Annotated in this window: 28 protein-coding genes and 1 tRNA gene; 13 read left to right on the top strand and 16 right to left on the bottom strand. The window is 66.3% G+C overall.

Features of this window, described 5'->3' with window-relative positions; genetic code table 11:
* Positions 1 to 142: 142 nt before the first annotated feature.
* From ACFVMC_RS11105 to ACFVMC_RS11085, 5 genes are all read right to left on the bottom strand, one after another.
* Complete coding sequence (locus ACFVMC_RS11105; protein WP_379209027.1) at positions 143 to 586, bottom strand: type II toxin-antitoxin system VapC family toxin; 444 nt, start codon at positions 584 to 586, stop codon at positions 143 to 145.
* Positions 583 to 813: a ribbon-helix-helix domain-containing protein gene (locus ACFVMC_RS11100; RefSeq protein WP_379209025.1), complete on the bottom strand. Its 231-nt coding sequence runs from the start codon at positions 811 to 813 to the stop codon at positions 583 to 585. The genes ACFVMC_RS11105 and ACFVMC_RS11100 overlap by 4 nt, the downstream gene beginning before the upstream one ends.
* 360 nt (positions 814 to 1173) lie before the next feature.
* Positions 1174 to 2031 carry a helix-turn-helix domain-containing protein gene (locus ACFVMC_RS11095; protein WP_379209023.1) on the bottom strand — a complete coding sequence of 286 codons (858 nt, stop codon included), beginning with the start codon at positions 2029 to 2031 and terminating at the stop codon, positions 1174 to 1176.
* Positions 2028 to 2558 (bottom strand): DUF6879 family protein, encoded by a 531-nt coding sequence (locus ACFVMC_RS11090; RefSeq protein ID WP_379209021.1) that lies wholly within the window; start codon positions 2556 to 2558, stop codon positions 2028 to 2030. The genes ACFVMC_RS11095 and ACFVMC_RS11090 overlap by 4 nt, the downstream gene beginning before the upstream one ends.
* Positions 2539 to 2868 carry a hypothetical protein gene (locus ACFVMC_RS11085; RefSeq protein WP_379209019.1) on the bottom strand — a complete coding sequence of 110 codons (330 nt, stop codon included), beginning with the start codon at positions 2866 to 2868 and terminating at the stop codon, positions 2539 to 2541. Before ACFVMC_RS11085 ends, ACFVMC_RS11090 begins: the two co-directional genes overlap by 20 nt.
* A 188-nt stretch (positions 2869 to 3056) precedes the next feature.
* On the opposite strand from ACFVMC_RS11085, the gene ACFVMC_RS11080 reads away from it, so the two are divergent.
* Entirely contained in the window at positions 3057 to 3302 is a 246-nt protein-coding gene (locus ACFVMC_RS11080; RefSeq protein ID WP_379209527.1) for a helix-turn-helix transcriptional regulator, read from the top strand.
* A 92-nt stretch (positions 3303 to 3394) separates the two neighbouring features.
* On the top strand, positions 3395 to 3640 hold the full coding sequence (locus ACFVMC_RS11075; protein WP_379209017.1) for a hypothetical protein: 246 nt from the start codon (positions 3395 to 3397) through the stop codon (positions 3638 to 3640).
* A gap of 417 nt (positions 3641 to 4057) precedes the next feature.
* Here the strand turns inward: ACFVMC_RS11075 and ACFVMC_RS11070 are convergent, their stop codons facing one another.
* Genes ACFVMC_RS11070 through ACFVMC_RS11060 form a run of 3 tightly spaced genes read right to left on the bottom strand, consistent with a single transcriptional unit; the run spans position 4058 to position 6709 of the window.
* A complete protein-coding gene (locus ACFVMC_RS11070) occupies positions 4058 to 6016 on the bottom strand; it encodes an ATP-binding protein (RefSeq protein ID WP_379209015.1) in 1959 nt (652 codons plus the stop codon).
* Positions 6013 to 6438 (bottom strand): hypothetical protein, encoded by a 426-nt coding sequence (locus ACFVMC_RS11065; protein ID WP_379209014.1) that lies wholly within the window; start codon positions 6436 to 6438, stop codon positions 6013 to 6015. The genes ACFVMC_RS11070 and ACFVMC_RS11065 overlap by 4 nt, the downstream gene beginning before the upstream one ends.
* A gap of 49 nt (positions 6439 to 6487) precedes the next feature.
* Positions 6488 to 6709, bottom strand: a complete 222-nt coding sequence (locus ACFVMC_RS11060; RefSeq protein WP_379209012.1) for a helix-turn-helix domain-containing protein — start codon at positions 6707 to 6709, stop codon at positions 6488 to 6490.
* A gap of 129 nt (positions 6710 to 6838) precedes the next feature.
* Between ACFVMC_RS11060 and ACFVMC_RS11055 the strand changes: the two genes are divergently transcribed.
* Together ACFVMC_RS11055 and ACFVMC_RS11050 are read left to right on the top strand one after the other, a co-directional pair.
* Positions 6839 to 7354 carry a hypothetical protein gene (locus tag ACFVMC_RS11055; RefSeq protein WP_379209011.1) on the top strand — a complete coding sequence of 172 codons (516 nt, stop codon included), beginning with the start codon at positions 6839 to 6841 and terminating at the stop codon, positions 7352 to 7354.
* 14 nt (positions 7355 to 7368) lie between these two features.
* Positions 7369 to 8544, top strand: a complete 1176-nt coding sequence (locus ACFVMC_RS11050; RefSeq protein WP_379209009.1) for a tyrosine-type recombinase/integrase — start codon at positions 7369 to 7371, stop codon at positions 8542 to 8544.
* Positions 8545 to 8665: 121 nt separating this feature from the next.
* Here ACFVMC_RS11050 and ACFVMC_RS11045 read toward each other — a convergent pair.
* Positions 8666 to 8738 (bottom strand) — tRNA-Ala (locus tag ACFVMC_RS11045).
* 257 nt (positions 8739 to 8995) lie between these two features.
* Between ACFVMC_RS11045 and ACFVMC_RS11040 the strand changes: the two genes are divergently transcribed.
* The 3 genes from ACFVMC_RS11040 to ACFVMC_RS11030 are packed head-to-tail and all read left to right on the top strand — an operon-like array spanning position 8996 to position 11117.
* Positions 8996 to 9760, top strand: a complete 765-nt coding sequence (locus tag ACFVMC_RS11040; RefSeq protein WP_379209007.1) for a hypothetical protein — start codon at positions 8996 to 8998, stop codon at positions 9758 to 9760.
* Positions 9761 to 9816: 56 nt separating this feature from the next.
* Positions 9817 to 10188: a type VII secretion target gene (locus ACFVMC_RS11035; RefSeq protein ID WP_379209005.1), complete on the top strand. Its 372-nt coding sequence runs from the start codon at positions 9817 to 9819 to the stop codon at positions 10186 to 10188.
* Positions 10185 to 11117, top strand: a complete 933-nt coding sequence (locus ACFVMC_RS11030) for a hypothetical protein (RefSeq protein WP_379209003.1) — start codon at positions 10185 to 10187, stop codon at positions 11115 to 11117. Before ACFVMC_RS11035 ends, ACFVMC_RS11030 begins: the two co-directional genes overlap by 4 nt.
* On the opposite strand, the gene ACFVMC_RS11025 is transcribed toward ACFVMC_RS11030, so the two are convergent.
* From ACFVMC_RS11025 to crcB (ACFVMC_RS11005), 5 genes are all read right to left on the bottom strand, one after another.
* Positions 11114 to 11854 (bottom strand): DsbA family protein, encoded by a 741-nt coding sequence (locus tag ACFVMC_RS11025; protein ID WP_379209002.1) that lies wholly within the window; start codon positions 11852 to 11854, stop codon positions 11114 to 11116. The two genes, ACFVMC_RS11030 and ACFVMC_RS11025, sit on opposite strands and share 4 nt — an antisense overlap.
* 67 nt (positions 11855 to 11921) lie before the next feature.
* The gene (locus ACFVMC_RS11020) at positions 11922 to 13331 is read right to left on the bottom strand and encodes an MFS transporter (RefSeq protein WP_379209000.1); all 1410 of its coding nucleotides are present in this window, start codon (positions 13329 to 13331) and stop codon (positions 11922 to 11924) included.
* A 19-nt stretch (positions 13332 to 13350) separates the two neighbouring features.
* Positions 13351 to 14994, bottom strand: coding sequence for a phosphoglucomutase (alpha-D-glucose-1,6-bisphosphate-dependent) (gene pgm, locus ACFVMC_RS11015; RefSeq protein ID WP_379208998.1), 1644 nt, complete (start codon positions 14992 to 14994; stop codon positions 13351 to 13353).
* Between the two features lie 47 nt (positions 14995 to 15041).
* Positions 15042 to 15404, bottom strand: coding sequence for a fluoride efflux transporter CrcB (crcB, locus tag ACFVMC_RS11010; protein WP_379208996.1), 363 nt, complete (start codon positions 15402 to 15404; stop codon positions 15042 to 15044).
* Positions 15405 to 15459: 55 nt separating this feature from the next.
* Positions 15460 to 15900, bottom strand: a complete 441-nt coding sequence (gene crcB / locus ACFVMC_RS11005; protein ID WP_379208994.1) for a fluoride efflux transporter CrcB — start codon at positions 15898 to 15900, stop codon at positions 15460 to 15462.
* Between the two features lie 156 nt (positions 15901 to 16056).
* Between crcB (ACFVMC_RS11005) and ACFVMC_RS11000 the strand changes: the two genes are divergently transcribed.
* The 6 genes from ACFVMC_RS11000 (at position 16057) to ACFVMC_RS10975 (ending at position 21524) form a co-directional block, all read left to right on the top strand.
* Complete coding sequence (locus tag ACFVMC_RS11000; protein ID WP_379208992.1) at positions 16057 to 17352, top strand: lipase family protein; 1296 nt, start codon at positions 16057 to 16059, stop codon at positions 17350 to 17352.
* 58 nt (positions 17353 to 17410) lie between these two features.
* Positions 17411 to 18085, top strand: a complete 675-nt coding sequence (locus ACFVMC_RS10995) for a TetR/AcrR family transcriptional regulator (RefSeq protein ID WP_379208990.1) — start codon at positions 17411 to 17413, stop codon at positions 18083 to 18085.
* Positions 18086 to 18135: 50 nt separating this feature from the next.
* Entirely contained in the window at positions 18136 to 19434 is a 1299-nt protein-coding gene (locus tag ACFVMC_RS10990; protein WP_379208989.1) for a D-arabinono-1,4-lactone oxidase, read from the top strand.
* Between the two features lie 108 nt (positions 19435 to 19542).
* Positions 19543 to 20445, top strand: a complete 903-nt coding sequence (locus ACFVMC_RS10985; protein WP_379208987.1) for an oxygenase MpaB family protein — start codon at positions 19543 to 19545, stop codon at positions 20443 to 20445.
* A 228-nt stretch (positions 20446 to 20673) separates the two neighbouring features.
* The gene (locus ACFVMC_RS10980) at positions 20674 to 21084 is read left to right on the top strand and encodes an arsenate reductase ArsC (RefSeq protein WP_379208986.1); all 411 of its coding nucleotides are present in this window, start codon (positions 20674 to 20676) and stop codon (positions 21082 to 21084) included.
* Positions 21085 to 21134: 50 nt separating this feature from the next.
* Positions 21135 to 21524 carry a VOC family protein gene (locus ACFVMC_RS10975; protein WP_379208984.1) on the top strand — a complete coding sequence of 130 codons (390 nt, stop codon included), beginning with the start codon at positions 21135 to 21137 and terminating at the stop codon, positions 21522 to 21524.
* A gap of 4 nt (positions 21525 to 21528) precedes the next feature.
* Here ACFVMC_RS10975 and ACFVMC_RS10970 read toward each other — a convergent pair whose 3' ends face one another.
* Together ACFVMC_RS10970 and ACFVMC_RS10965 are read right to left on the bottom strand one after the other, a co-directional pair.
* Positions 21529 to 22239, bottom strand: coding sequence for a DUF6597 domain-containing transcriptional factor (locus tag ACFVMC_RS10970; protein ID WP_379208982.1), 711 nt, complete (start codon positions 22237 to 22239; stop codon positions 21529 to 21531).
* Positions 22240 to 22269: 30 nt separating this feature from the next.
* On the bottom strand, positions 22270 to 22746 hold the full coding sequence (locus ACFVMC_RS10965; protein WP_379208980.1) for a hypothetical protein: 477 nt from the start codon (positions 22744 to 22746) through the stop codon (positions 22270 to 22272).
* Positions 22747 to 23160 lie beyond the last annotated feature (414 nt).

The following is a 23160-nucleotide window of genomic DNA, read 5'->3' as shown; positions in this document are numbered from 1 at the left end:
AAAAGTCAGGCCCGGTCCAAGACCGGCCCTGACCTGATACTTCTGTGGATCTGACGGACCAGCATACGAACCGGGCGGTGCTGGTCGACGGGCTGGACATCATGATCCGGGCAGTGGGTACCCGATCGCAGGCGTCGGTAGTTCAGTCGCCTTGGAGCACGAGCCGGAACGACGGATGAGTCGGCGTCAGGGGCCGCACGGCGCGAAAATCCTTCTCATCCAACGTCAGGATGTCGTTGGTGAGGTAGCGCTCGGCGAGTACGACCGTCACCGCGTCGGCCAGGGCGAGGCGGAAACCGCGATACTGCTCGATGATCTTCTGGGCGACCCGGAGGTCATCGCGGTCCACCTGCGGCACGAGCACCGCGCCCTCCTCGGCCGAGGTGAGCAAGTCATCGAGGACGAGATCGGCTGTGCGGCGGTCTTTTCCGAACCGGGCCACGAGCAGGTGATCGACCTCGTCCAGCACCAGTGGCGAGACAACCGCGACGGAGGTGGCGAGGAATTCACGCGCTCGCTCGTGCAGTTCCGCGGCACGGTCGTAAGCGGCGATGATCGCCGAGGTGTCGGCGATGAAGAAGCTCACTCGCCGTATGCCTCGCCGAGCAAGTCCCCACTGTTGGCGGCGAACCCGGGATCGCCGGAATCGAACGACGGCCACGGCCGGGTACGGCGAACCCGGTGCGACCGCAACAACACCAACTCGATCCCCTCGCGGATCAAATCAGCTTCCGATCGCCCCGCCGCTTCGGCCGCCTCCTTGAGACGGGCAGCCTGCTCGGGATCCAGGTACACGCTCGTTTTGGCCTTCATGAACGTAGGGTGCTACGTGGGGCGCCTTCCGGGTTCGCGCTTTGCCGGAAAAGTAACAGAGCCACAGGTCAATGACCTGCGGCTCTGTTGGGAAGTGGAGCTAAGGGGACTCGAACCCCTGACCCCCACACTGCCAGTCTGCCGAGACCTGTCCAGCGGGTGGGATTCGGTCTAGATAGTCCAGCTCAGGGGCATTTATCGTCCAGTCCGGTCGACTGAATACAGGCCGTTCGTGCGCGTCTTGGCAAGATGTTGGCAAGATGGCTGGTCATCGCAATTATCGCCTGACCTGCGGCGTAGCAGTCATCTCGGCAAGGCGTACGCGCCGTATCGCGGACGGCTCCTAAGCCCGTACCGCCGCTACTCCTTGGTTGGAATGGCGCGGCGTTGCTCAAGCGCTGAGGCGATCAGGCTGCGCGCCTCATCACCGCCAACCGATTGGGCCACCAGGGTATTGAACAGCCGTCCGTACACGGCGATCTCTCTGGGCTGGGTAATCGACAGTTCCGCGCTCGCGGTCTCGACTATGACCAGTCGCGTGTCGTACAGCACGAATCCGTTCGTGGCCGGTCCTTCATAGCGGGCATGCGCGGGGACGATGCGTAGCGTCACATGCGGCATGGACGCCATTACCGTCAGGAGCCGATCCAACTGGGCGACCATGACCGCGTTGTCCCAGGCAGTCGTCCGCAATGTCTGCTCAGCGATCACGAAGGCGAATCGGTGGTCACGCTGGTAGAGCACTTCTTGTCGCGCGATACGCGCGCTGACTCCCGCGTCTAGGTCGTCAGGGATGCCGTAGAACTCGATGATCCTGCCGAGAATCCACCTGATGTAGTTCTCGGTCTGAAGGAGTCCGGGAATGATCGAGGGTTCATACCAGCGCATGAGGGTCGTTTCGCCCTCGGTGCGTACCAGCGTGCGCTGACGGCGACGGGTGCCAGTGCCGAGCACCCGTTGAAACTCCAAGTACGCGGCCCGGATGTTGCGCACTGTGGCGATCAGGTCGGGTAGTTCGTCAGGGTGGCCCGTGTGGGTGCACCACGCCCGCAAATCGTCTTCGGACGGGGTTTGCTTGCCGTACTCGATTTTGCTGACCTTGGATTCGTGCCAGCCCGCCAGGTCGGCAATCTTGCGGCCGGTAATTCCGGCGTCGCGGCGAAGCTCTCGGAGTCGGAGTCCGAGAGCTTGCCGCGCTTCGTCTGCCGTGCTGGTCACTGTGGAGTAGACGCCGCCGCGTACTCCGTGAATGGGATTGCTAGGTTCCACACGTAGTCGCGAACCTCCTGGCACTGAGCGATGATTCGCGGGTCTGTCGTGAGCGCGCCGCCAGCGAATTGCCCTCCCTGGTCGAACACGGTGAACATGACGGCAGCGTCATCGAGCAACCACCAATCATCGGTTGTGAGCCGCCGCGCGTCCACCACGTGGCGAGGAACGTACCGAATCTCTTCCCCCGCTGCGATGTTCTGCCGCGACACTTCCAGCAGCCACCGCGTGTAGTCGGTGTGCGGTGTAGTCACGACCCGCGCGCGCCGCATCTTCCCGCCCCGGACGGTCAGGTCTTCAACTAGGTTCAGCCACCCGCGCAACCACGCGTAGTCGTCCTCGGTATTGCCGTCGAGCCACGCGCGGAAGTTCTCGTCACCGTCGGCGGTGTAGTCGTCCTGCAATTCCAGGTGGAAGGCTTCGCGCTTGCTAGCGCGGATGAGGCTTTCCAGCGACTCAATCGGCAGCAGTTGCACCGTAGAACGTCCTTTCCAGTTTGGGAACCTCGACGGCTGTTTCGTGCGCCGGTAGGTTCATCTGCGCCAACGCTTCCGGGTCGATGACTGGCTTGCCGACGAGCGTGAAGGTACCCCGCCCGGTATCAGTGAGCGCGGCACCGATGAACGTATCCGGTTCGGCGAAACCTGTTAGAAGATGCGGTATTTCGACAGCATCCGGCTGTCCAGTTATCCAGCCGCGGGCCACGTAGGTGCCGTGGTCGGTTGCGTACAGGGTGGGGCAGCCACCGGATGGCGAGCCGCCATTGCCTAGGAATTTCAGTCGCATGTCTTGGTTCCCGTCTAGCAGTGTGCGCGAACTTTCTTGCTCGTCAATGATGGGCCGTACAGCGGCAATTGGGCCAGATTGGCCCTTGTCGCGCAAGCTCAAGCAAGGTAGTGGAGCGCGGCAGCACGCACCGCCTACGGTCGCCGCATGGCGTTCAGCCAACCATCACCAACCGCGAGGGGGACGAGATGCCGCCAACCGAACTAGCAGAGTCCGAGCCCGTCGCGAGTCCTCCCACACTCGGAGGCGCGATTCGCGCGGCTCGCGAACTAGCCGGATTCACCCGCGCCGAACTTGCCGATTGGGTGGGTGTGAGCGGTAAGCAGGTCGGCAAGTGGGAAAACAACGCCGCGCGGCCGAACGCCTACAACGCCGGAGAGCTTTCGCGGGTGCTCGGTGTCAGCGTTGACGAACTCGGCTGGAGCGCTGAATAGTGTTTATTTGCAATACATCTGACGGTGCGATCTACCGGACTAGCGTTGCTAGCCAATCGGCGACGTGGGAGGTTCGCGACGGCGTTCCTCGTATGCTGTTCGTCAATGTCAACAATGGCCGACCGGCCTATCGGTGGCCGAATCTGCCGATGCCTAATTGCCACACCGGACATATCGCTTTCGGGCCGGAAGCTGACCAGAATCCGACCCTTGCCGAAGCGATCGACCGACTACCGGAGTATGAGACGACCTTGTGGGAGGCCGTTCGACTCGAGTTCCTAGCCACGGTCGGCGAGGCGCGGGCGTTCAGCGTCGGCAGGGCGGCGCATGCTGATTGACAACCAGGCCGATCAACTCGCCATCGCGCGGGCAGCAAGGGCAGGCTACCGGCTCGCGTCAGTCCAAGAACCGTGTGGCGGATGGGCGCTGCACTACGCCGACGATGGCACGATTGCCTTCGTGGCTGAGTCGCTTTAGCGACATCGCGCAGTGGCTCAGCGAGTAGGACGAATGGCCGGGACGGATCAGGTGGCCGCGCGTGCTCGAATCGGTGGCTTGCGGACTGGTAGCCTTGGGAGACGAAGGCCCCATAGGGGCCTGCTTTGGTCATGCGCAGGCGTATAGGTATTACTGCGGCGCGATGTGTCCAGTTGAATCCGATTGTGGCGGTGCAGGTTTCGGAAGGTTTCAAATTCCGGGAAAGAAAGAGCGAAGTCCCGCTCGCGCGTACGCGGGACTACTCAAAAAATCGCAGGTCACATCGTTGAATTGTCGGATGACGTGATGCCAACGGCACGGCGCGACACCATGTCCTGACAGTCGTAATGCATTCCCACGCCAGCGGGAACGCCGTCAAGTCCGCATTCGGGACACGTGAGCGAATCAGTGTTGATGTGAGAAGGCCCGGATGTGATGCCCGCACGCCCGCTGTGCCCGTCATCCCAGGTCAATTGGGTGTTTCCCGGCGGGCATGACGTGATTTGATGCCCGCCGCGATGCCCGCCATCGCCGCCGGGGGCCACGATGGGCGGGCAGACGACGCCCGCCGATTCCATACGCCCGCTGCCACGCCCGCCGAATTCGTCGCCGCTGACCAGGGTTTGCGGGCGATGCGGGCGAACGGGCGTCGAATCGCGGCCTTCTCGCGGCGGTGGGCTCAGTTGCCAACGGACTGTCTTGTTTCGCCCGCCCCGACCGAGATCTTCCAGCGTCCATCCTGCCGCGCGCAGTCCCGGCGCGTTGCGACGCAGCACCGACGACACTGCCCGCGCATCTCTTGGCCATCCGGACGGGGCACGCCAGCGCTCATCGGTTGGCGTGACCAGGCTCCGCAACTCAGCAGCAGTACCTGTAAACGCATCGGCCAGCCGATCGCGCAGCGCGACGACGAACGGGTCGGAATCAAGCGAGTCGACCGCGAGCGCGCGCGATTGATCCAGGTACCGCGCAAGGCCCTTGGTGTCGCCTACTCGATCAACAGCGGCGAGGATACGAGCGAAGTCAGCCATACGCGGACTCGAATCCAATATCACCGCAGGGAGTTCGGCCATCACCGATGCCGCGAGGTCCAACAGTGCGCCCAACACACGCGGGTATTGATCTGTCCAGTACCGAGCCAGCTCGGATTCGGTGCGTCGCGCGGCAGGGGCGATCGGTGCCAAGGTGGCTGGCAAGCAGCGTTCGCCATAGTCGCCGCGTGTCGCACCGACGTCAATTCCGTTGACCAGCAAGCATCGACGGAAAGCGAACACCGCTACGTCGCCATCGGTGTACAGCGCGCGGCGAACATCACCGTCACCGGTCACCGCGCGACACATCGAGTCTGACAACCATTCCGGGATTCTGGACAGATTGTCGATAGCGACCACCCACGAACTTTGTGCGGCCGTCACCCAACTTTCCATATCCTTCGGCGGTTTCCGCAATGGCACCGGGGAAGGATCAACCAGACCAGCTAGGATTCGCGTCGCCGACGATTTGCCCGAACCTTGCTCAGCGAACAGGCTCAGAATCGGGTGCGGGGTGTCGGGGCTGATCAACGCCGCGACCAGCCAGGCCAACACCAAGGGCCGGTCAGGTTCGGTGACGTTGACCACCTCCCATAGGGCCGATAGCGAACCGTTCCGCTCTGGTTGCGGGAACGCGCCGGTCAGTCGCGTGCGGTGAAACAACACTGGGACATCGGAACTCATCACAGACCAACCCGCCGAATCAATGCGGACAGCGTGTTCGCTGTTGTCGCCCAGGTCGATAAATGAGGTGTCTTCGTGTCTGGCGACGCGCAGGTGTATCGGGGTGGGTTCGGCCTCTCGGCACTTGCCCTCAAACGTGAGTAGCGCGTCAGTCAATGCCTGCTGTGTCGCGGTCTTGCCGTAGGCATCGTGGTAGGCGCTGGCCAGTTCCGCCCGTAGTCCGCTCTTACCGGCCCGGAGCATCCGCGCGAGGTGGCTACCACCTTTGCGCACCGCGAACCCGTCGCCGTCGGTGGTCACTCCCGCGTAGTACCGCGAGATTGCCAACTCGTACAACACCGTGGCGAGTGCCTTGCTGGACTTGCGATCTACGACGGCGGCCTTCGTATTACCGTCGTCGGTCGCGCCGTCGACGCCCTGATTGTCGCTGACGCGCGGGGGTTCAGGCCCCGATGCGTTCGTGTCGGGCAATCCGACGCCCAGAACAGCACGTAGCTCGGCGGGCAGCGTCGTGCGACTCATTCGGTCAGCCCTTGAGCAACGGCCAAGGCGTGTAGCCGGGTGAGCGATTGCACCAGCAGAGCCCACACCTCGCCAGCATCGCAACCGCTAGTAACGCTCGTCGCCAGCGATTCGCCGAAAATGCGTACGGCGCAACCGAACTCGTCCGCGCAATCCGTGTCTTGGCGAACTCGACGCGCGCGCTCTGGGTCGTACTCACCATGTCCCGGCAGCTGACCCGACATCGGCGGCAACTCCGTTCGAAGCCGTTTCGTCAGATCGTTGGCCGCGCGCCGCCGAACCGCGCGGCGCGCTCGCTCGATGCGCCATGCCGGATCGGAGGTCACCCCGGCTGTCTTGCGCAGGTGGGGCGCATCGGCGGCTTCCCGCGCGAGTACTCGTCCCGGTAGGGCCTTCTGAGTTGGTTCGTTCTGGGTTGTCATTACGGAACTCCTTATCTGACAGGGCGATTGATCGCAGCTAGGGATCGGGCTACTCAAGGCCGAGCATTCGCCGGAGAGCCGCCGATGGGACGCGCTTGCGTCGCTCGCCAAGCGGAACCGTGGGTAGCGCGCCCGACCGGGCCAACTCATAGGCATGTGCGCGGCTGATCCCCAGTAGCCGCCCGGCAGTCTCCACGGACACCGTGGCGTGTGACCGCACTAGCGCGAGGTCTGATTGTGAATCGTTGGTCTGATCTGTTGTCTTTTCCATATGTCTAAGAGTGCCGCAGTGCCATACAAACCACCAGGATGTATCGTTGCCATTATGCGGAAGCAAATACCCCCAGATACAACGTCCGGCCAAGTACCGCCAGTAGAACCGGGGCACAAACGCGGCGACGTGGCACACGTCGACCCGGAGGGCTACCCGTATCAAGCTCTAGTCACCCTGATGGGTCACGACCTGCGCTATCGCGCCAAGATCAACGGAAGCGATCGAGGACCGGTCGTGTGTGCACTCACCATCGAAAGCGAGTCTGGCCGCGAAATCACCGCCCAAGACCTACGCGCGATCCCGGTTCGCCGAATCGCGGCGGCGGTCGCGCAACGGTGTTCAAGGATGGGCATCGGCGAAATTCGTGAGGATGTCAGCTTCGAGGACATTCCCGACCAACTCAAGGTCAGCGACCTGCAACCCGTTGAGCCGCCACCGCCAGGCGGCAGGCGTCGCATGACCGACGAGTTCCTAATGGAGGTTGCCCAGCTTGCACGCACGGCTTTCGCGAGTGGGGAACTGGTTCGCCCAACGCTGGCGAAACACTTCTACAACTCCCCGTACACCGTCGACAAGTGGCTTGCCGCCGCCCGCGAACGGGGATACCTCAATCCTGGCGAGATCAGCCGAACTCGCAAGTAACACAAGGAGATTCAATGTCAGAACCGAAGAAGCGCGCTCGTCGAGCCGAGCCGATCAACACCTACACCGCCAAGAACGGCAAGAAATCATATTCATTTCAGGTAGACATCGGCACGCGACCGGACGGCACGCGCGTCCGGCAGCAATTCACCTACGACACTTTGAAGGTCGCTCGCAGCGAGCTACGCCGGATCAGCACAGCCGTCGCCGCTGGAACGTTCGTCGGCAGGGTCGACCTCACCGTCTCGCAGGTCGCAGACGAATGGCTCAAGTCGAAGCGAGATATCCGGGCGAACACGCTGCGCAACTACCGCGACTCGCTGAAATACGTCAAACGTGATCTGGGCAAGACGAAGATTCAGGCACTCAAACAGTCGCATGTGGACGAATGGGTGTCGACCATGCTCGAATCCGGTTCGATGGCTGGCAAGGCGTTGGCTCCGTCAACGGTTCGGCTGTCCTTGGTGCTGTTGCAACAAGTCACCGAGCACGCCACGCGGCAAGGACTCATCCCACGCGATCCGGCGGAATACGTACAGGCTCCCCGGCAGCGGCCTGGCAAGGTAAGCGCGTCGGATGTCTGGACCAAGGAACAGGTACATTCGTTCGCGGCGAAGGCCAAGACTGATCGCCTGTACGCGACGTTTCTCCTGGCTACCTACGGGCTGCGTCGCTCAGAGGTGTGCGGGCTGCGCTGGTCAGATGTCGACCTGGCACGCGGCACGCTCAGCATCGAACAGGGCCATGTCGAGGTAGACGGGTCCGAACATGTCGTAGACGAGCCCAAGACCGAACGTTCACGCCGAACGCTGCCGCTGCCAGCCGACGTGGCCACCGCGCTGCGCGAGCTGAAGACCAAGCAGAAGCGCGAACGCATCGCGCTAGGCAAGCCTTGGGACGACGACATGCACGTCTGTTCCACCATCGACGGTCAGCCGGTGCTACCCCGGACGTTCACGGGTTGGTTTCACCGTATCCGCATCGCTGCCGAGTTGCCCAGGATCACCCTGCGCAATCTCCGGCATACGTCGGTGTCGGTCATGCTCCACGCGGGCGTACCGGCGTCGACCTGCGCGGCCTGGCACGGGCACGACGTGCGGATGACTACCGCCGTCTACAACCGTGTTTACGATGAGGGGCTGACCGTCGCCGCGTCGGCGATGTTCGGCGAGACCGAAAAAGCCGTGTAGCGGTTCGGGCTGGTCGAAAATCGCCAGAGTTCTCCCACCCGTTGGCAAGTTCTTGGCAAGATGGGCCGCAAACGCAAAACAGGACCGCTACAAATACCGGTCCTGACCTGCGGTTTTCGAGTGGAGCTAAGGGGACTCGAACCCCTGACCCCCACACTGCCAGTGTGGTGCGCTACCAGCTGCGCCATAGCCCCTTGGTGGACGCTCCCGGGCTTCCCCGTTCGCGCTTGAATGAAGTTACACGAGAGGGTGTTGGTAATCCAAATCGCCTCGATATGAGCTGATGGGAGGGGGTTTCTACGACTTCGCGGAGGCTCGGGTCTTCCCATAAGCGATAAGCCCCAGTTAATGAGCCATCATTTAACGGTACATCAAACATTGATCGATACCTCGGCTCGGCCTGCGGATTCAGTGTCGGCGTGTCGGCGACGCAGATCAACGGAGGCTCCCGATGAACAGAACGAGGCTCATACACACCATCGCGCTGGCCGCCGCGCTCGCACTCGGCCCGGCTCTCGGTCAGCCGGTAGCGCTCGCGTCCCCGAGCGGAGACAGCGGTGCCGCCGCCGGCCCGAGCGATAGCAACACATCGGTCACCAGCGAGCCATCGAACAACGGCGCCGGCGAAAGTAGCCCGTCACCCTCGAACACCCCCGGCAACGGCAACTCCAGCCCAACGCAGAACGACAACCGCCCAGGCGACGACATTCCCGCCTTGGACATCCCGAGCTTCGATGGATTCGGCGACAGCACACCGAATCTCGGCGACGAACCGCCCCGCCCCGACAGCACGTTCCCGGGCGGATGGAAACCCGAACCGCTCCCGAATCCGGATCCCGATCCACTGCATCCGGGCTACGGTTGGCCGCACTACCCGGGCTGGCCCGGACATCCGCTCTACCCGGGTTACCCGCTCGATATGCCCGGCAGCGATCATTCGACCCCGCAGGACGACGAGGACTCCGACGACTGCGACACCGCGGACGCCGATCGGGGCGATAACAGGCCGCCATGGTGCGACCCGCTTCCGAGCCCTCAGACAGCACCGACGCCGCCCCCGGTCGGCATCGATCCGAGCCCGGTACCGGGCCGAGTGTTCGACCTTCCGTCGCTCGAGCTGGCGCCGATCCCCACGCCCTGGGGCCCGGTGCTGATACCGCAGCTGCGGGCCCACCAACCGCTGTTCACGCCGTGGAATTCGTTCGCGCCGAACTGAATTCGCAGCCGGTCACTACACTTTCCGCTCGGAGACAGTCGTCCGGAGGGGTACAAATGAATCTGAACGTCGAGCCAGACAAGCTACGTGCGCACAGCATTTCCGTTGCGACACAGACCGAGTCATTGGCCGAGGCGGTCGAGGCCGCGGCGTATCTGGCGAATGTGAACGATGGGTACGGCCTGCTCTGCCGGGCCTTCGCCGAGATGCTGCTGACCGGCAAGCACGAGGACACCGCGACGGAGTTGCGGCGCACCTTCGACGGCATGACGCCGCTGTCGAAGGCGCTGGAGAAGTGCGCGGACGAGTTCGACCGGGTCGACACCGAGCGATCCGGGACGATGGGTAAGCAGCAGGAACGGGTGGCCGCTGTCGACACCGATCCGAACAAACAGACCGGCACCACGTTCCGGCAGGGGGACAAATGAGCCAGAACTCGGTCGGGAAGTTTCTCAACGAGTCACCGATCAACCTGCCGAATCTGATCTTCAACGATGAGGCCGCCCCGGAGGGCAACGAGCTGATCGATGACGGCTCGGACTATCGGAACCAGTACTACCAGGAGTCCTTCTTCCTGGTCAGCAATGTCGGCAAGCCGAGTCTGGAAGAAGCCGGGATCCTCAAAGGCACTGTCGCCGGAGATGTCTGGGATCTCGCGGAAGCGATCAAAGAGAAGGACTACTCACTCGAGAACATATTCAAGGCCTACGAAACCGGCAGCACGCTGTTGGGCATCATCAAGATGGGCGGCTCGAGCGCGCAGGTCCTCAGCCAAGTCGCCGGGCTCATGTACTCCCAGATCTCGTCCTGGTTGATCGAACATGTCGAACCCGTCCGGAAGGCGGTCGACTCGATCCTGGGCAACCCGGACATGGTCGAGGCCTACGCCAACTCGTGGGGGAAGATCAGTGAGCGACTCGTACTGGTCCATTCCGAGTGGTCCAAGAAGATCGAATCCGAGGTGAACGACTGGACCGGTGCGGCCGGGACCGCTTATCGCAAGCGCGCGGAGGCACTGAAGCTGCGGGTCGCCACTCTGGGCGGCATCGCCTACGGCCTCCAGGAAGCGACCGGAAAGATGAAGGACATGGTCGAGAAGTGCCGTGATGCCGTGATCAGCTATTACACCGGCATGCTCGGCAAACTGGCGGAGTGGACCGTGCTGCTGGCCATGACGCGGATGGCCGCCCTCCCGATCGTCATCGGGGACGCGATCAAAGAACAGGTCAAGAACATCGCGAAGATCGCGATCCTGTTCTACCGGCTGTTCACGCTGCTGAACGACCTGATCCAACTGGCCAAGCCATTGGGTCAGGCGTTGCAGCAGCTGGCCGCCGAGGAGGTCGCGACCGCCTAGCCCGCGATCTCCACGACCCAGTTCTGGTTTTCCAGATCCACCCGTTCGGTGCCGGTGAAGAACGAAGGGGTGGCGACGGTTCCGTCGTTGATGCCCTTCAAGGTGTTCGAGGACGTGGCGGCGGTCGATTCGGCGGACTCGAGTTTCGCGCCGGACGTGATACACGTCAGGGCTTCAGCGGATGCCCCCGAGTCGCGGGCGAGGTCGGCGAGCTGCTGGTTGGAGAGGTCGTCGCCGTCTTCTTCGGGCTGTCTGTCGGTGAACAGGGCGTGCTGGAACTTGGAGTAGGCGGGGCCGGAACCGGCGGCGGCGACGCAGGCGTTGGCGGCGATGGCGCGGGTGGAGTAATCACCGCTGCCGGAACGGTCGTCGAGGAAGTTGAGGTAGTGGTAGCGGATGGCGAGCTTGCCCTCGTCGACCTTCTGGGCGAGCTCCTGGCCGTAGGCGCGTTCGATCCGGCCGCAGGCCGGGCACAGCGGATCCTCGTAGGCGTCGATGGTCTTGGCGGCGGCGGGGCGGCCGAGCAGCACGACACCGTCGGAGCCCAGCACCGAGATGACGGCGGGGTTGCGGACCGGGCCGTAGCCGTCGTTGCGGGTGGGCAGACTCTGCTCGCGCCCCATCCGGGTCATGAGGATGACGATGAGGACGACCACGGCGAGGGCGAGCGCACCGAGCGCGTAGGTGGTCGCGCTGGACATCGGCCGCGGGGTGTAGTTCGAACGCGATTGGCTCACCTCGCCTACTCTGCCCCACCCGCCGCGCGCCGCCGTCGCCGGGCCGCGCCGACACGCGCGGATCCGGTTATGTCCGTTGGGCTTGCACCAGGTCCGGTTCGCCGGCCGGATCGCCTTCGCGGCGCATCGGTTCGGGCACGAGCAGCCAGACGACGGCCGCGGCGGCCAGCAGCGCCCCGGTGACGGTCAAGGCCACCGCGTAGGAGGTGTGCTCGGCCAGCGCGCCGACGGATACCGCGCCGATGACGGTGCCGAGGTCGGCGGACATCTGGAAGCCGGCGAGGACGGGCCCGCCGCGCGCCTTGGGGCCGATGATGTCGGCCAGCGCGGCCTGCTGGGCGGGTGTCAGCATGCCGGACCCGAGGCCCGCGATCACCGAGGTGACCAGCAACCACAGCAGATCCGGTGCGAAGCCGAGCCCGGCGGTGCCGACCGCGCAGATCAGCGCGCCCGCGATCAGGAACGGCCGCCGCCCGAACCGGTCGGAGCCGCGTCCGGCCAGGAACAGCACCGCCACATTGCCCGCCGCGAACGCGGTGAGTGCGACCCCGGCCATGCCGCTGGGCAGTTTCAGCACTTCGACGACGAGCAGCGGCACCAGCGCCATGCGCACGCCGAAGATGGCGGCGCCGTTGGCGAAGTTGGACCACAGCACCGCCCGGTACTCCGATCGGGCCAGCGCCTGCCGGAACGACATGACCTGGAGCACACCGCCCACCTCGGGTGCGGCCAGGGTCGAATTCCGCAAAGCGAGATACACCGCGAGGGTGACGGCGAGCAGGGCGACCGCGTAGATGAGGAACGGCGCCCGCACCCCGAATCCGGCGAACGCGCCACCGAGCAGCGGCCCGCTGATCGAGCCGACCAGGAAGCTGGTCGACCACACGCCGGACACCCGGCCGCGCTGTTGCGGCGGCGACATGCGAATCACCAGCGCCAGCGCGGACACGGTGAACATGGTGGACCCGATACCGCCGACCGACCGCAAGACCAGCAGCTGCCAATAGCTTTGGGCCAGCGCGCTCGCGCCGGTCGACACCGCGACGATGAGCAACCCGCTCAGGTACACCCACCGCTCCCCCAGCCGCTGCACCAGCCGGCCGCTGAACGGCGCGAACAGCAACCGCATCAACGCGAAGGCGCTCACGATCGCCGACGCGGCTGCCACCCCGACACCGAAACTCCGTGCGAACTGCGGCAGTACGGGCGCGACCAGTCCGAACCCGAGCGCGATGACGAACGAGCCGCCGACCAGCACCCAGATCTCGATCGGCAGCGGCTCGGCGCGACGGCGTCCGCTTCGCACCGACACCGTGTGATCGACGAGGCGAGCCCCCGGCGTTCCTGCCGCATCACGCGCCGGACGCTCGGTCGTCGCCGCGCCCTGCGCCTCAGCCTCCGCGCCCTGCTCGTCGACCGCCGCGTCCTTGTGCAGCCGCTCCGGCAATCCCCGGGCGCGCTCGAGCACCGAGTCCATTTCCGAACCCGGCTCGTGTCTACTTCCCACCGGACAGCGCCTGCCCGACCATTTCCTCCGCGGCCGCCTGCACCTGGGTCAGGTGCTCGGGGCCGTGGAACGATTCGGCGTAGATCTTGTACTTGTCCTCGGTGCCCGACGGCCGGGCGGCGAACCAGGCGTTCTCGGTGATGACCTTGAGTCCGCCCAGCGGCGCGCCGTTGCCGCGGGCCCGGGTCATGACGGCGGTGATCGGCTCGCCCGCGATTTCTGTGCTGGCAATCATGTCCGGGTTCAACCGCGCGAGGCGCTCTTTCTGTTCCGGGTTCGCGGGCGCGTCGATCCGGGCGTAGGCGGGGCTGCCGTAGCGGCGCTCCAATTCCACGTAGCGCGCGGACGGGCTCTGCCCGGTGACGGCGGCGATCTCGGCGGCGAGCAGCGCCATCAGGATGCCGTCCTTGTCGGTGGTCCACACGGTGCCGTCGTGGCGCAGGAACGACGCACCCGCGCTCTCCTCGCCGCCGAAAGCCAGGCTGCCGCTGAACAATCCGGGCACGAACCATTTGAAGCCGACCGGTACCTCGTGCACGTCGCGGCCGAGCACGCCGACCACCCGGTCGATCATGGACGAGGTGACCACGGTCTTGCCGATCTTGGTGAGCGCGTCCCAGCCCATCCGGTTGGCCACCAGGTATTCGATGGCGACGGCCAGGAAGTGATTCGGGTTCATCAGCCCGCCGTCGGGGGTGACGATGCCGTGCCGGTCGGCGTCGGCGTCGTTGCCGGTGGAGATGTCGTAGTCGTCCTTGATCGCGACCAGCGCGGCCATGGCGTAGCGCGAGGACGGGTCCATCCGGATCTTGCCGTCGGCATCCAGGGTCATGAACCGCCAGGTCGGGTCGACGAACGGGTTGACCACCTCGAGCTCGAGGTCGTAGCGCTGCCCGATCTCCTCCCAGTAGTCGACGCTGGCCCCGCCCATGGGGTCGGCGCCCAGGCGGATGCCCGCGCCGCGAATCGCGTCCAGGTTCAATACGTTCGGCAGGTCGGCGATGTAGCGGTCGAGGTAGTCGTAGCGTTCGACCATGGCGCGCATGGCGTTGCGCAGCGTGGTGCGCCGCACGTCGGTGAGCCCGGCGCGCAGCAACTCGTTGGCACGCGCGGCGATGGCGTCGGTGGCTACGGTGTCGGCGGGCCCGCCGTGCGGCGGGTTGTATTTGATGCCGCCGTCGCGGGGCGGGTTGTGCGACGGCGTGATCACGATGCCGTCGGCCTGGTGTTTGGTGCGGCGCCGGTTGTGGCGCAGCACGGCGTGACTGAGGACGGGGGTCGGGGTGTAGCGGTCGCGGGCGTCGATCACCGCGGTGACGCCGTTGCCCGCGAGCACCTCGAGCACGGTGGTCCAGGCGGGTTCGGACAGCGCGTGGGTGTCGCGGGCCAGATAGACCGGGCCGGTGATCCCACGCGTGGCGCGGTATTCCACGATCGCCTGGGTGATGGCCAGGATGTGCGCCTCGTTGAACGCGGTGTCCAGGCTGGACCCGCGATGTCCCGAGGTGCCGAAGACCACCTGGTGCGCCGGATCCTTCGGGTCGGGTATGCGGCTGTAGTAGGCCGTCACCAGGTGCGCGACATCTTCCAGGTCGGTCGGACGCGCGGGACGCCCGGCTCGATCATGGGCCATGCTCGGGTCTCCCTTCAGCGTCGGCTGTGCCCGGCTCGTCATCAGGATCATGTCGACAACCCGCGGGCTGTCGACATGGCGGCGAAGACCGCGATCAGGCCGGCCACCACATTGACCACCACATTGCCCAGCGCGGGAGCGTAGGCGCCGTCGGTGACCAACCGAATGGTTTCGTACCCGAATGTGCTGTACGTGGTGAGCGCACCGCAGAAGCCGGTACCGGCGACGGCCAGCCAGGATCCGTCCACCCCGGCGCCGATGAGAGCGCCGAGCACCGCCGAACCGACAATGTTAACGGTCAATGTCCCCCAGGGCAGCAGAGATCCGAAACGGGCTGCCACGGCCCGGTCCAGGAGGTAGCGAGCCGGCGCGCCGAGCATGCCGCCGAGCACCACCAGTACCCAGGTCATCGGTTGGCCCCCTTCGCCTCTCGTCGGTTTCTCAGTTCGCTGCCCGTACCCGCTGTCATCTCGTCACCAGGCGCGCGGTCGTCATGCCGAGCACCACCGCGGCCAGCGCCGCCACCACCGTTCCCCCGAGATAGCCGAGTGCCACGGCCGTTTCATCAGATTCGAGCAGTCTACGAATCTCGAGGCAGTAGGTCGAAAAAGTTGTGAAGCCACCGAGGAATCCGACGCCGGCGAACGGTCTTAGCAGCCGATGAGCAACCCATACCTCGGTGATCAGGAACATCAGTATCCCGATCAGGAAGCAGCCAAACACGTTGATCACGAACGTGGACCAGGGAAAGCGTCCGGGCAGTACCGGCCAGAGTGCGCCGAGGCCGAAGCGCGCCAGCGTGCCGAGCCCGCCGCCGAGCGCGATCGCCACCAGCACCATCGGCTCGACGGCCGGGGTGCGGGTCCGTGAACCCATGTCCTGACCTCCTGCCGCGCCGAATGTCATCGCGCAGCATGGTATCGGTACGACCGCGCGGTACGGTCCCCAGGGGCAGCCCGCGCAGATCGTGAACAATGCCGTTCGCCGACTTGCGCGGTGTGGCCGCGCACGAATTCCCTCGATGGCTCGACCGATCCTCCACCCCTCATGCCGGGAGCGAAGATGACGGTACGACAGGCAGTTCCGAGCACATGTCAAGGCCGGGCGACAGCACGGCCGCAAACCTCCAGCGCGCGCGGGCTGCGCCGAGCGCTGACCCTGCTGGCCGCGACGGCGCTGGCCGCCGGCCTGACGGGCACACCGCCCGCGGGCGCCGCGATCTATCCGGTCGCCGATCCCGACGGGTTCTACTGGGCGCCGCCGGATCTGGCGAACTTCCAACCGGGCGACGTGATCCGGAGCCGGCCGGTGGCCACGCCCGGCTTCCTGGGCGCGACCGGTTACCAACTGCTGTTCCGCTCCAACGATTCCCACGACAATCCGATCGCCGCCGCGACCACGCTGCTCATTCCGGCGGGCGGCGCGGGCAGCAGCGACACCGGCAGCAGCGGCGGGCGTCCGTTGCTGTCCTATCAGCCGTTCGTCAATTCGCTCGGCACCCACTGCGCGCCGTCGCACAGCCTGTTCAACGGCGAGATGCAGGAGGCGGTGGCGCTGAACCTCCCGCTGACCCGCGGCTGGGCGGTGAATGTGCCCGATCATCTCGGCCCGACCAGCGCCTACGGCGCGGCCCAGCTGGGCGGCAAGATCACCCTCGACAGCATCCGCGCGGTCCGGCGTTTCGAACCGGCGCACCTCGCCGACAGCCAGGTCGGGCTGACCGGCTACTCCGGCGGCGGCATGGCGACCGGGTTCGCGGCCGCCCTGGCCCCGGACTACGCGCCGGAACTGCCGATCGTCGGCGTCGCCCAGGGCGGCGTCCCGGCGAATATCGGCAAGCTCGCCCTCGAGGTCGGGCAGACGCCGCACGCGCTGTTCGGGCTCGGCTTCGCCGCGGCGATCGGCCTGGAGCGGGAGTATCCCGCCGAGCTGAACATGGGCCCGCAGCTCAACGACTCGGGTCTGGCGCTGCGCGATCAGATCGCGAATGCCTGTGCGGGCGAGATCATCTCGGCGGGCGCGAACCGCAGCTTCTACGACGTGTTCCTGCCCGCGGCGGCGCAGGCGGGCCTGAACCGGACCGACCCGACGCTGATCCGGGTGCTGCACGAGAACAGCCTGGAGACCTTCCCCGGCGTGCCGCGCGCACCCGTCTACCAGTGGCACGGTGACGCCGATCAGGTCAATCCGGGGCTGGTGCGCGAGCTGGCCGGCCGCTATTGCCACGCGGGGACGCCGATGCTGCTGGAGATGGTGCCGGGCGCCGATCACGCGACCTCGGTGCTCACCGGCCTGCCGCACGCGTTCGCGTACATGTCGGATCGCTTCGCGGGCCTGCCCGCGCCGTCCAACTGCTGAGGCGCCGAGAGCGGAGGCCAACCCTCCGCTTAACCGGTTCCGGGGTTAGCATGAGGACGTGAACCCGGCCAGCACTCCCGCCCCGCCACGGCGCTTGCGCGCCGATGCCGCCCGCAACCAGCAGCGCATCCTCGCCGCCGCGAGCGAGTTGTTCGCCGAGCACGGGTTGGAGATCACCCTCGACGACGTGGCCGAGCGGGCCGGGGTCGGAGTCGGCACGGTCTATCGGCGCTTCGCGAACAAGAAGGAGCTGATCGGCGAGGTCTTCGCGCAGAAGATCGATGAGTTCGCGGTCGCCGCCGAGGACGCCACCCGGCACGCCGACGCCTGGCTCGGGGTGGTGCAGTTCTTCGAGTACGCGTGCACCCACCTGGCGACCAATCGCGGTTTCAGCGATGTACTGCTCGAGCTCGAGGACGATCTCGAGCGGTTCGCTCAGGTCCGGGACCGGATCAAGCCGACGGTCGGCCGGCTGATCGACCGCGCCCAGGCGGCGGGCGCGCTGGCGCCGGGTATCGAACCGTCGGATTTCTTCGCGCTCATCCACATGGTCGACGCCCTGGCCGAGTTCGCCCGTCCGGTCAATCCCGACACCTGGCAGCGCTATATGGCGATCGCGCTGAACGGCCTGCGCTCGGACTCGGTGCCGCGCCGTCCGCTGACCGTGCCGCCGCTGTCCGACGACGAGGTGGAGCAGGCCAAGGGCTGCACCGGCCGCCGCCGCAACCCGTAAACCCGAACTGGGGTAGCGCGCGTCACACTCATGGGCTTAGAGTTGGTCACATGACCAACTCGTGGGTGAACTGGGCCGGGGATCAACGCTGCACTCCGGCGGAGGTCGCCGCGCCCCGTAACCGGGACGAGATCGCCGAGCTGCTCGCCGGCGCCGCCGCCGCTGGGCGCAGGGTGCGCGTGGCCGGCGCCGGACACTCGTTCACCGATACCGTGCTGACCGAGGGCACCCTGCTCAACCTCTCGGCCATGAACCGGATCCTCGAGGTCGACAGTGCCGCCGGCCTGGTACGGGTCGAGGGCGGCATCACCCTGAACGCAGCCAGCAACGCACTGCACGCCGCCGGTCTGGCCTTCCCCAATCTCGGCGACATCGACGTGCAGACGATCGCGGGCGCAACCGCCACCGGCACCCATGGCACCGGCGCTGGGTTGCAGAACATCTCGGCGGCACTGCATTCGGTGGAGCTCGTGCTGGCCGACGGTAGCGTCGTGGAACTCGACGAGGCGAGCGATCCCGACGGTTGGCGCGCCGCGCGCGTCAGCGTCGGCGCGCTCGGCGTGGTCAGCGCGGTGACGCTGCGCCTGGTGCCGTCGTTCGTGCTGGAGGGCATCGAGCGGCCGGTCCCGGTCGAGGAGATCCTGGCGGATCTGGATGCCCACGTCGACGGCAACGAGCACTTCGAGTTCTACATGTTCGCGCACAGCCCGCTGGCGATGACCAAGCGCAACAACCGGACCGAGCTGGCCGAGGAGCCGCGCCCCAAGGCGGTCGACTGGTTCGCCGACATACTCATGTCGAACCACATGTTCGACGGCCTGTGCCGGCTCAGCCGCCGCCGGCCACGCCTGATTCCATGGATCCATCGCGGCGCGGCCTACGCGGGCAGCTACCGTCGTCAGGTCGACCGCTCGTATCGAGTCTTCGCCTCCCCCAGGCTGTTCCGCTTCACCGAGATGGAATACGCGATCCCCCGCGCACATTCGGCCGACGCGATCCGGGAGATCAAGGCACTCGCCGCCCGCTACGAGACGCCGATGCCGATCGAGGTGCGCTGGGTCGCCCCTGACGACGCCTTCCTGTCTCCGGCAGGCGGCCGCGACACCTGCTACATCGCGGTGCATCAATACCGGGGCATGGAGTGGGAGCCGTTCTTCCGCGCCTGCGAGGCGGTCTTCGACCGCTACGAAGGCCGCCCGCACTGGGGCAAGCGCCACTTCCAGACCGCCGACACCCTGCGCGAGCGGTACCCGCAGTGGGATCGGTTCGCGGCGGTGCGGCGTCGGCTCGACCCCACGGGACTGTTCGCCAACCCGTATCTCGATCGCGTCCTCGGCCCGGTCGACTAGGGGTTTCCGACACATTCGGCCAACGGCGGCCGCGCTCGGTCTAGAGAATGAGAGGATGTTGGTCTAATCTTCTCATTGTCTTGATGACGACGATCAAAGGAGATCGCGATGACCGCCGCCCTCGAAACCACGCAACGAGACCTACCCGACCGCAACCAGATCGGCCCCGGCACCCGGATGTGGGACGAGACCGGGCTGGTCACCTTCTCCCTGACCGCAGGATCGGCCTTCCTGCTCCAGACCATGGAACCCACCATCTCCGCGGTGGTCGACGCGCACTCCACCTTCCGCACCGACCCGATGGGCCGGGCGATGCGCAGCATCTCCTCGGTGATGATGTGGGTCTACGGTGGCGACGAGGCACTCGCCGAGGCCGACCGGCTGCGCGCCATGCACGCCTCGCTCAACACCACCGACGCCGCGGGGGTCAAGCACAAGGCACTGGCCTCCGGGCCGTGGGCGTGGGTGCTGCACACCGGCACCTTCGCCTTCACCGAGAACGCGCGCTACTTCGCGCGCCGGCCCCTGACCACCGCGGAGAAAGAAGCGTACTACCGGGAGACCGTGCAGCTGATGCGCAATTTCTCGGTGGCGCCCAAGGAGATTCCCGAGGACTTCGCCGCCTTCGAGGCCTACTTCACCGACATGGTGGACAACCACCTCGAGGCCACCGGCACCGCGCGCGACTATCTGCGTGTCATCCGGTCGGTGGCGCCACCCAAGCAGCTGCCCCGCGCCCTGGCTCCGGTGTGGCGGGCGGCGATCGCGCCGGTCGGTCGGCTCCAATACTTCGTCACAGTGGGCACGACACCGGAACCCGCGCGCCGCAAGCTCGGCCTGACCTGGTCGGAGGCGGACGAGCGCAAGCTACGGGCCCTGGGCTGGATGATCGCGCGCCTGGTTCCGCTGCTGCCCGAGCGGGTGCGCTACTTCCCGATCGCCTACGAGGCCCGGCGGCTGGAACGCGACCGCGCCCGCCTGCGCAAGATGATCGACCTGCGCCCGCTCTGACCGCGTGCCGGGCCCGTCGCGCGCGGGCCCGGTTGCCGGAACCCACATCCGGCCCTGCGGCAACCTTTCGGCAAGCAGACCCGGCGTCGGCGGAACGCGCCGGAACCGGCCCATCTGCATGAAGCGAACACCTGTATCCCTTACGCTACGACAGCGTTTCGGCCCAACACCCATCCGTTGGGCACGTGGCATAGCCCTGGTTCGCTCTCACTTCCCGAAAGGCGCTCGATGACCCACACACCCAGTGTGCTGTTCGTCTGCGTGCACAATGCCGGACGCTCCCAGATGGCGGCCGGCTTCCTGACCGCACTGGCCGGGGAACGCATCGAAGTACGGTCCGCGGGTAGCGATCCCGGCGAGAGAACCAACGCGGTCGCGGTCGCGGCCATGGCCGAGATCGGCATCGATATCTCCGGGGCAATCCCCACCAAGATCACCGACGAGGCCGTCGGCCTCTCCGACGTGGTGATCACCATGGGCTGCGGCGACGCCTGCCCTTACTTCCCCGGCATCAGCTACCGGGACTGGGTGCTGCCCGATCCGTCCGGGCAGTCCATCGAAGTGGTCCGCACGATTCGCGACCACATCCGGATTCTCGTCGAGAACCTCATCGCGGAGCTGGTCCCCGCGCCGCACTGAGTCCGTTTTCTTCAAGACCGGCGCCGGTGGCGGCTCCTAGGGTCGACACCATGACTCCGCACTTGGATTTCCTCAGCATCGTGGTTTCGGACCTGGCCGCGTCCATCGCCTTCTATCGGCGGCTCGGCGTGGACTTTCCGGAGCACACCGACGGCGAATCACATGTCGAGGCAACGATTTCCGGCGGCATCCGGGTCGCCCTCGACACCGAGGACGTGATTCGCTCCTTCTATCCCGACTGGCAGGCAACGCCCGGGAACGGCCGCATCGGGATGGCGTTCCGCTGCGCCGACGCCGCCGAAGTCGACTCGGTCTTCGCCGAGCTGACCGCAGCCGGATACAACGCCGAGCTGAAGCCGTTCGACGCCGTCTGGGGCCAGCGCTACGCCGTCATCCAAGATCCGGACGGCAACGGCGTCGACCTCTACGCCCCACTGTGACGACTCAGGCGGCGCGCCCCAGCAGCGCGCCCAACGGCATGCCCGCCAGCTCACGCACCTCACGGGACAGATGGGCCTGATCCGCGAACCCGGTCAGCGCCGCCGTCTCGGCGAACGATGTACCGGTACGCGCCGCCGCCAGCGCCCGCTGTAGCCGCAGGATCCGCGCCAGGGTCTTCGGGCCGTACCCGAAGGCGGCAAGCGAACGCCGGTGCAGCACACGGACATCCAGCCCAATCGCACGCGCGGTCGCCGCGACCGAGCCGCCGGCGGCGAGCGCGCGTACGACCTCGCGCAGCACCGGATCGGGCGGAGCGAGGCCGGCCGCGCACTCGACCGCGAGCGCTTCCAGCGCCGCCCGGCGATCGGCGGCCGCATCGACACGTTCGGTGAACTCGCGCACCCGCGCGGCGGGCCACAGATCGGCCAGGTCGACCCGGCGGTCGCGCAACTCGTGCGCGGGCACCCCGAGCAGCGCGGGCGCGGTACCCGGATAGAACCGGATACCCGCGACCCGGGAACCCACCGGCAGCGCTGGGGTGTAGGCGGCGGTATCGGGGCCCGCCACCACCAAGCGGCCCTCGCGCCAGATCAGATCCATGCAACCGTCGGGCAGCACCGGCATCGGCGCACCCGTGGCGACCATGGTGCGCTCCCACACCACGGCGCCGCCGAACCGCGACGGCCGCTCCCGGTACCCACTGTCCTCGGCCACGATCCCAGGCTACGTCGGGCGGGTGACAAGCTACCCCGGGAGCAGACCGCGGGGTGTGACACGCAGATAGTCGACCGCGTTCGCGTCGACCTTGGCTTGCGGATCCTTGCATCCGACGGTGACCTCGGTCGCGGGCGAGGAGGAGAACGTCCACAGCGTGAACCACTCGTGGCCCTCGAAGTTTTCACGTTTGCGCTGGTCACCCGAGCGCAGGTCCTCATTGCGGCCGGTGCTGTCGGTGACCGTGCAGCGCAGTCCGGCCACCGGACCGCCCCATGCCGCGGGCACCTTGATGTCCATGACCGCGTCGGCGGGAACGACGACCATCTCGGTCTCCCCCAAGGGAATTCGCACCCCCTCGACCACGGGCGGCGGCGGTGGCGCGGGCGTGCTCGTCGGCGCCACGGTGGTGCTCGTGGCGGGTGTGGCCTCGGTCGCGGTGTCCGCGCCGCACCCCGTCACCGTCGCCGTGAGCAGCGCCGGAACCGTCAGCCAGATCAGCCTCACAGATCAACCTCTCGTCACGCCCGCGCCCGCGGGCGCCGGGTCGGGATCCTTGGTTCGAACCGAGCATGAAACTTCAACAGCGAATGCAGACTACCTGGCCGCGATTATTCGGAATTAATTCCGACCCGCCACGGCATTCCGCGCCCACGATATCTCCCGAGGACGGCACGGGCGGGTAGTTACTCCGCCCGTGTCAGCTGCGGTGCAGATCAGCCCTGGTACGCGACACCGCGAAACGTACCCGATTATTCCGATCGACATGGAAACCATTGCGGCTGAACCTTTCACGACGTCCACACCGGAGCGGCCGCCCTCGGCAGTGCACGCAATTTCGCCCGAAGAAATCAGCGCGGGGACGGCGGCTTATCCGGATTATGTTGGCGCGTCCGAGATTTCTGCGACCCGGGCGCGCCG

Source organism: Nocardia sp. NPDC127579, from assembly GCF_042672005.1.
Classification (GTDB): Bacteria; Actinomycetota; Actinomycetes; order Mycobacteriales; family Mycobacteriaceae; genus Nocardia.
Note: the sequence above shows the minus strand (reverse complement) of the source record. Positions and strands in the feature narration are given on the sequence as shown.

Excerpts from the sequence above, each read along its gene's own strand:
- ACFVMC_RS11060 (WP_379209012.1), bottom strand. The coding sequence starts at position 6,709 with ATGGAAAAGACAACAGATCAGACCAACGATTCACAATCAGACCTCGCG.
- ACFVMC_RS11075 (WP_379209017.1), top strand. The coding sequence starts at position 3,395 with ATGCTGTTCGTCAATGTCAACAATGGCCGACCGGCCTATCGGTGGCCG.
- ACFVMC_RS11035 (WP_379209005.1), top strand. The coding sequence starts at position 9,817 with ATGAATCTGAACGTCGAGCCAGACAAGCTACGTGCGCACAGCATTTCC.
- ACFVMC_RS11020 (WP_379209000.1), bottom strand. The coding sequence starts at position 13,331 with ATGGACTCGGTGCTCGAGCGCGCCCGGGGATTGCCGGAGCGGCTGCAC.
- ACFVMC_RS10975 (WP_379208984.1), top strand. The coding sequence starts at position 21,135 with ATGACTCCGCACTTGGATTTCCTCAGCATCGTGGTTTCGGACCTGGCC.
- ACFVMC_RS11070 (WP_379209015.1), bottom strand. The coding sequence starts at position 6,016 with ATGAGTCGCACGACGCTGCCCGCCGAGCTACGTGCTGTTCTGGGCGTC.
- ACFVMC_RS10990 (WP_379208989.1), top strand. The coding sequence starts at position 18,136 with ATGACCAACTCGTGGGTGAACTGGGCCGGGGATCAACGCTGCACTCCG.
- ACFVMC_RS10985 (WP_379208987.1), top strand. The coding sequence starts at position 19,543 with ATGACCGCCGCCCTCGAAACCACGCAACGAGACCTACCCGACCGCAAC.
- ACFVMC_RS11050 (WP_379209009.1), top strand. The coding sequence starts at position 7,369 with ATGTCAGAACCGAAGAAGCGCGCTCGTCGAGCCGAGCCGATCAACACC.
- pgm (WP_379208998.1), bottom strand. The coding sequence starts at position 14,994 with ATGGCCCATGATCGAGCCGGGCGTCCCGCGCGTCCGACCGACCTGGAA.
- crcB (WP_379208996.1), bottom strand. The coding sequence starts at position 15,404 with ATGACCTGGGTACTGGTGGTGCTCGGCGGCATGCTCGGCGCGCCGGCT.
- ACFVMC_RS11085 (WP_379209019.1), bottom strand. The coding sequence starts at position 2,868 with ATGCGACTGAAATTCCTAGGCAATGGCGGCTCGCCATCCGGTGGCTGC.
- ACFVMC_RS11000 (WP_379208992.1), top strand. The coding sequence starts at position 16,057 with ATGACGGTACGACAGGCAGTTCCGAGCACATGTCAAGGCCGGGCGACA.
- ACFVMC_RS10980 (WP_379208986.1), top strand. The coding sequence starts at position 20,674 with ATGACCCACACACCCAGTGTGCTGTTCGTCTGCGTGCACAATGCCGGA.
- ACFVMC_RS11065 (WP_379209014.1), bottom strand. The coding sequence starts at position 6,438 with ATGACAACCCAGAACGAACCAACTCAGAAGGCCCTACCGGGACGAGTA.
- ACFVMC_RS11030 (WP_379209003.1), top strand. The coding sequence starts at position 10,185 with ATGAGCCAGAACTCGGTCGGGAAGTTTCTCAACGAGTCACCGATCAAC.
- ACFVMC_RS11080 (WP_379209527.1), top strand. The coding sequence starts at position 3,057 with ATGCCGCCAACCGAACTAGCAGAGTCCGAGCCCGTCGCGAGTCCTCCC.
- ACFVMC_RS11100 (WP_379209025.1), bottom strand. The coding sequence starts at position 813 with ATGAAGGCCAAAACGAGCGTGTACCTGGATCCCGAGCAGGCTGCCCGT.
- crcB (WP_379208994.1), bottom strand. The coding sequence starts at position 15,900 with ATGACATTCGGCGCGGCAGGAGGTCAGGACATGGGTTCACGGACCCGC.
- ACFVMC_RS11040 (WP_379209007.1), top strand. The coding sequence starts at position 8,996 with ATGAACAGAACGAGGCTCATACACACCATCGCGCTGGCCGCCGCGCTC.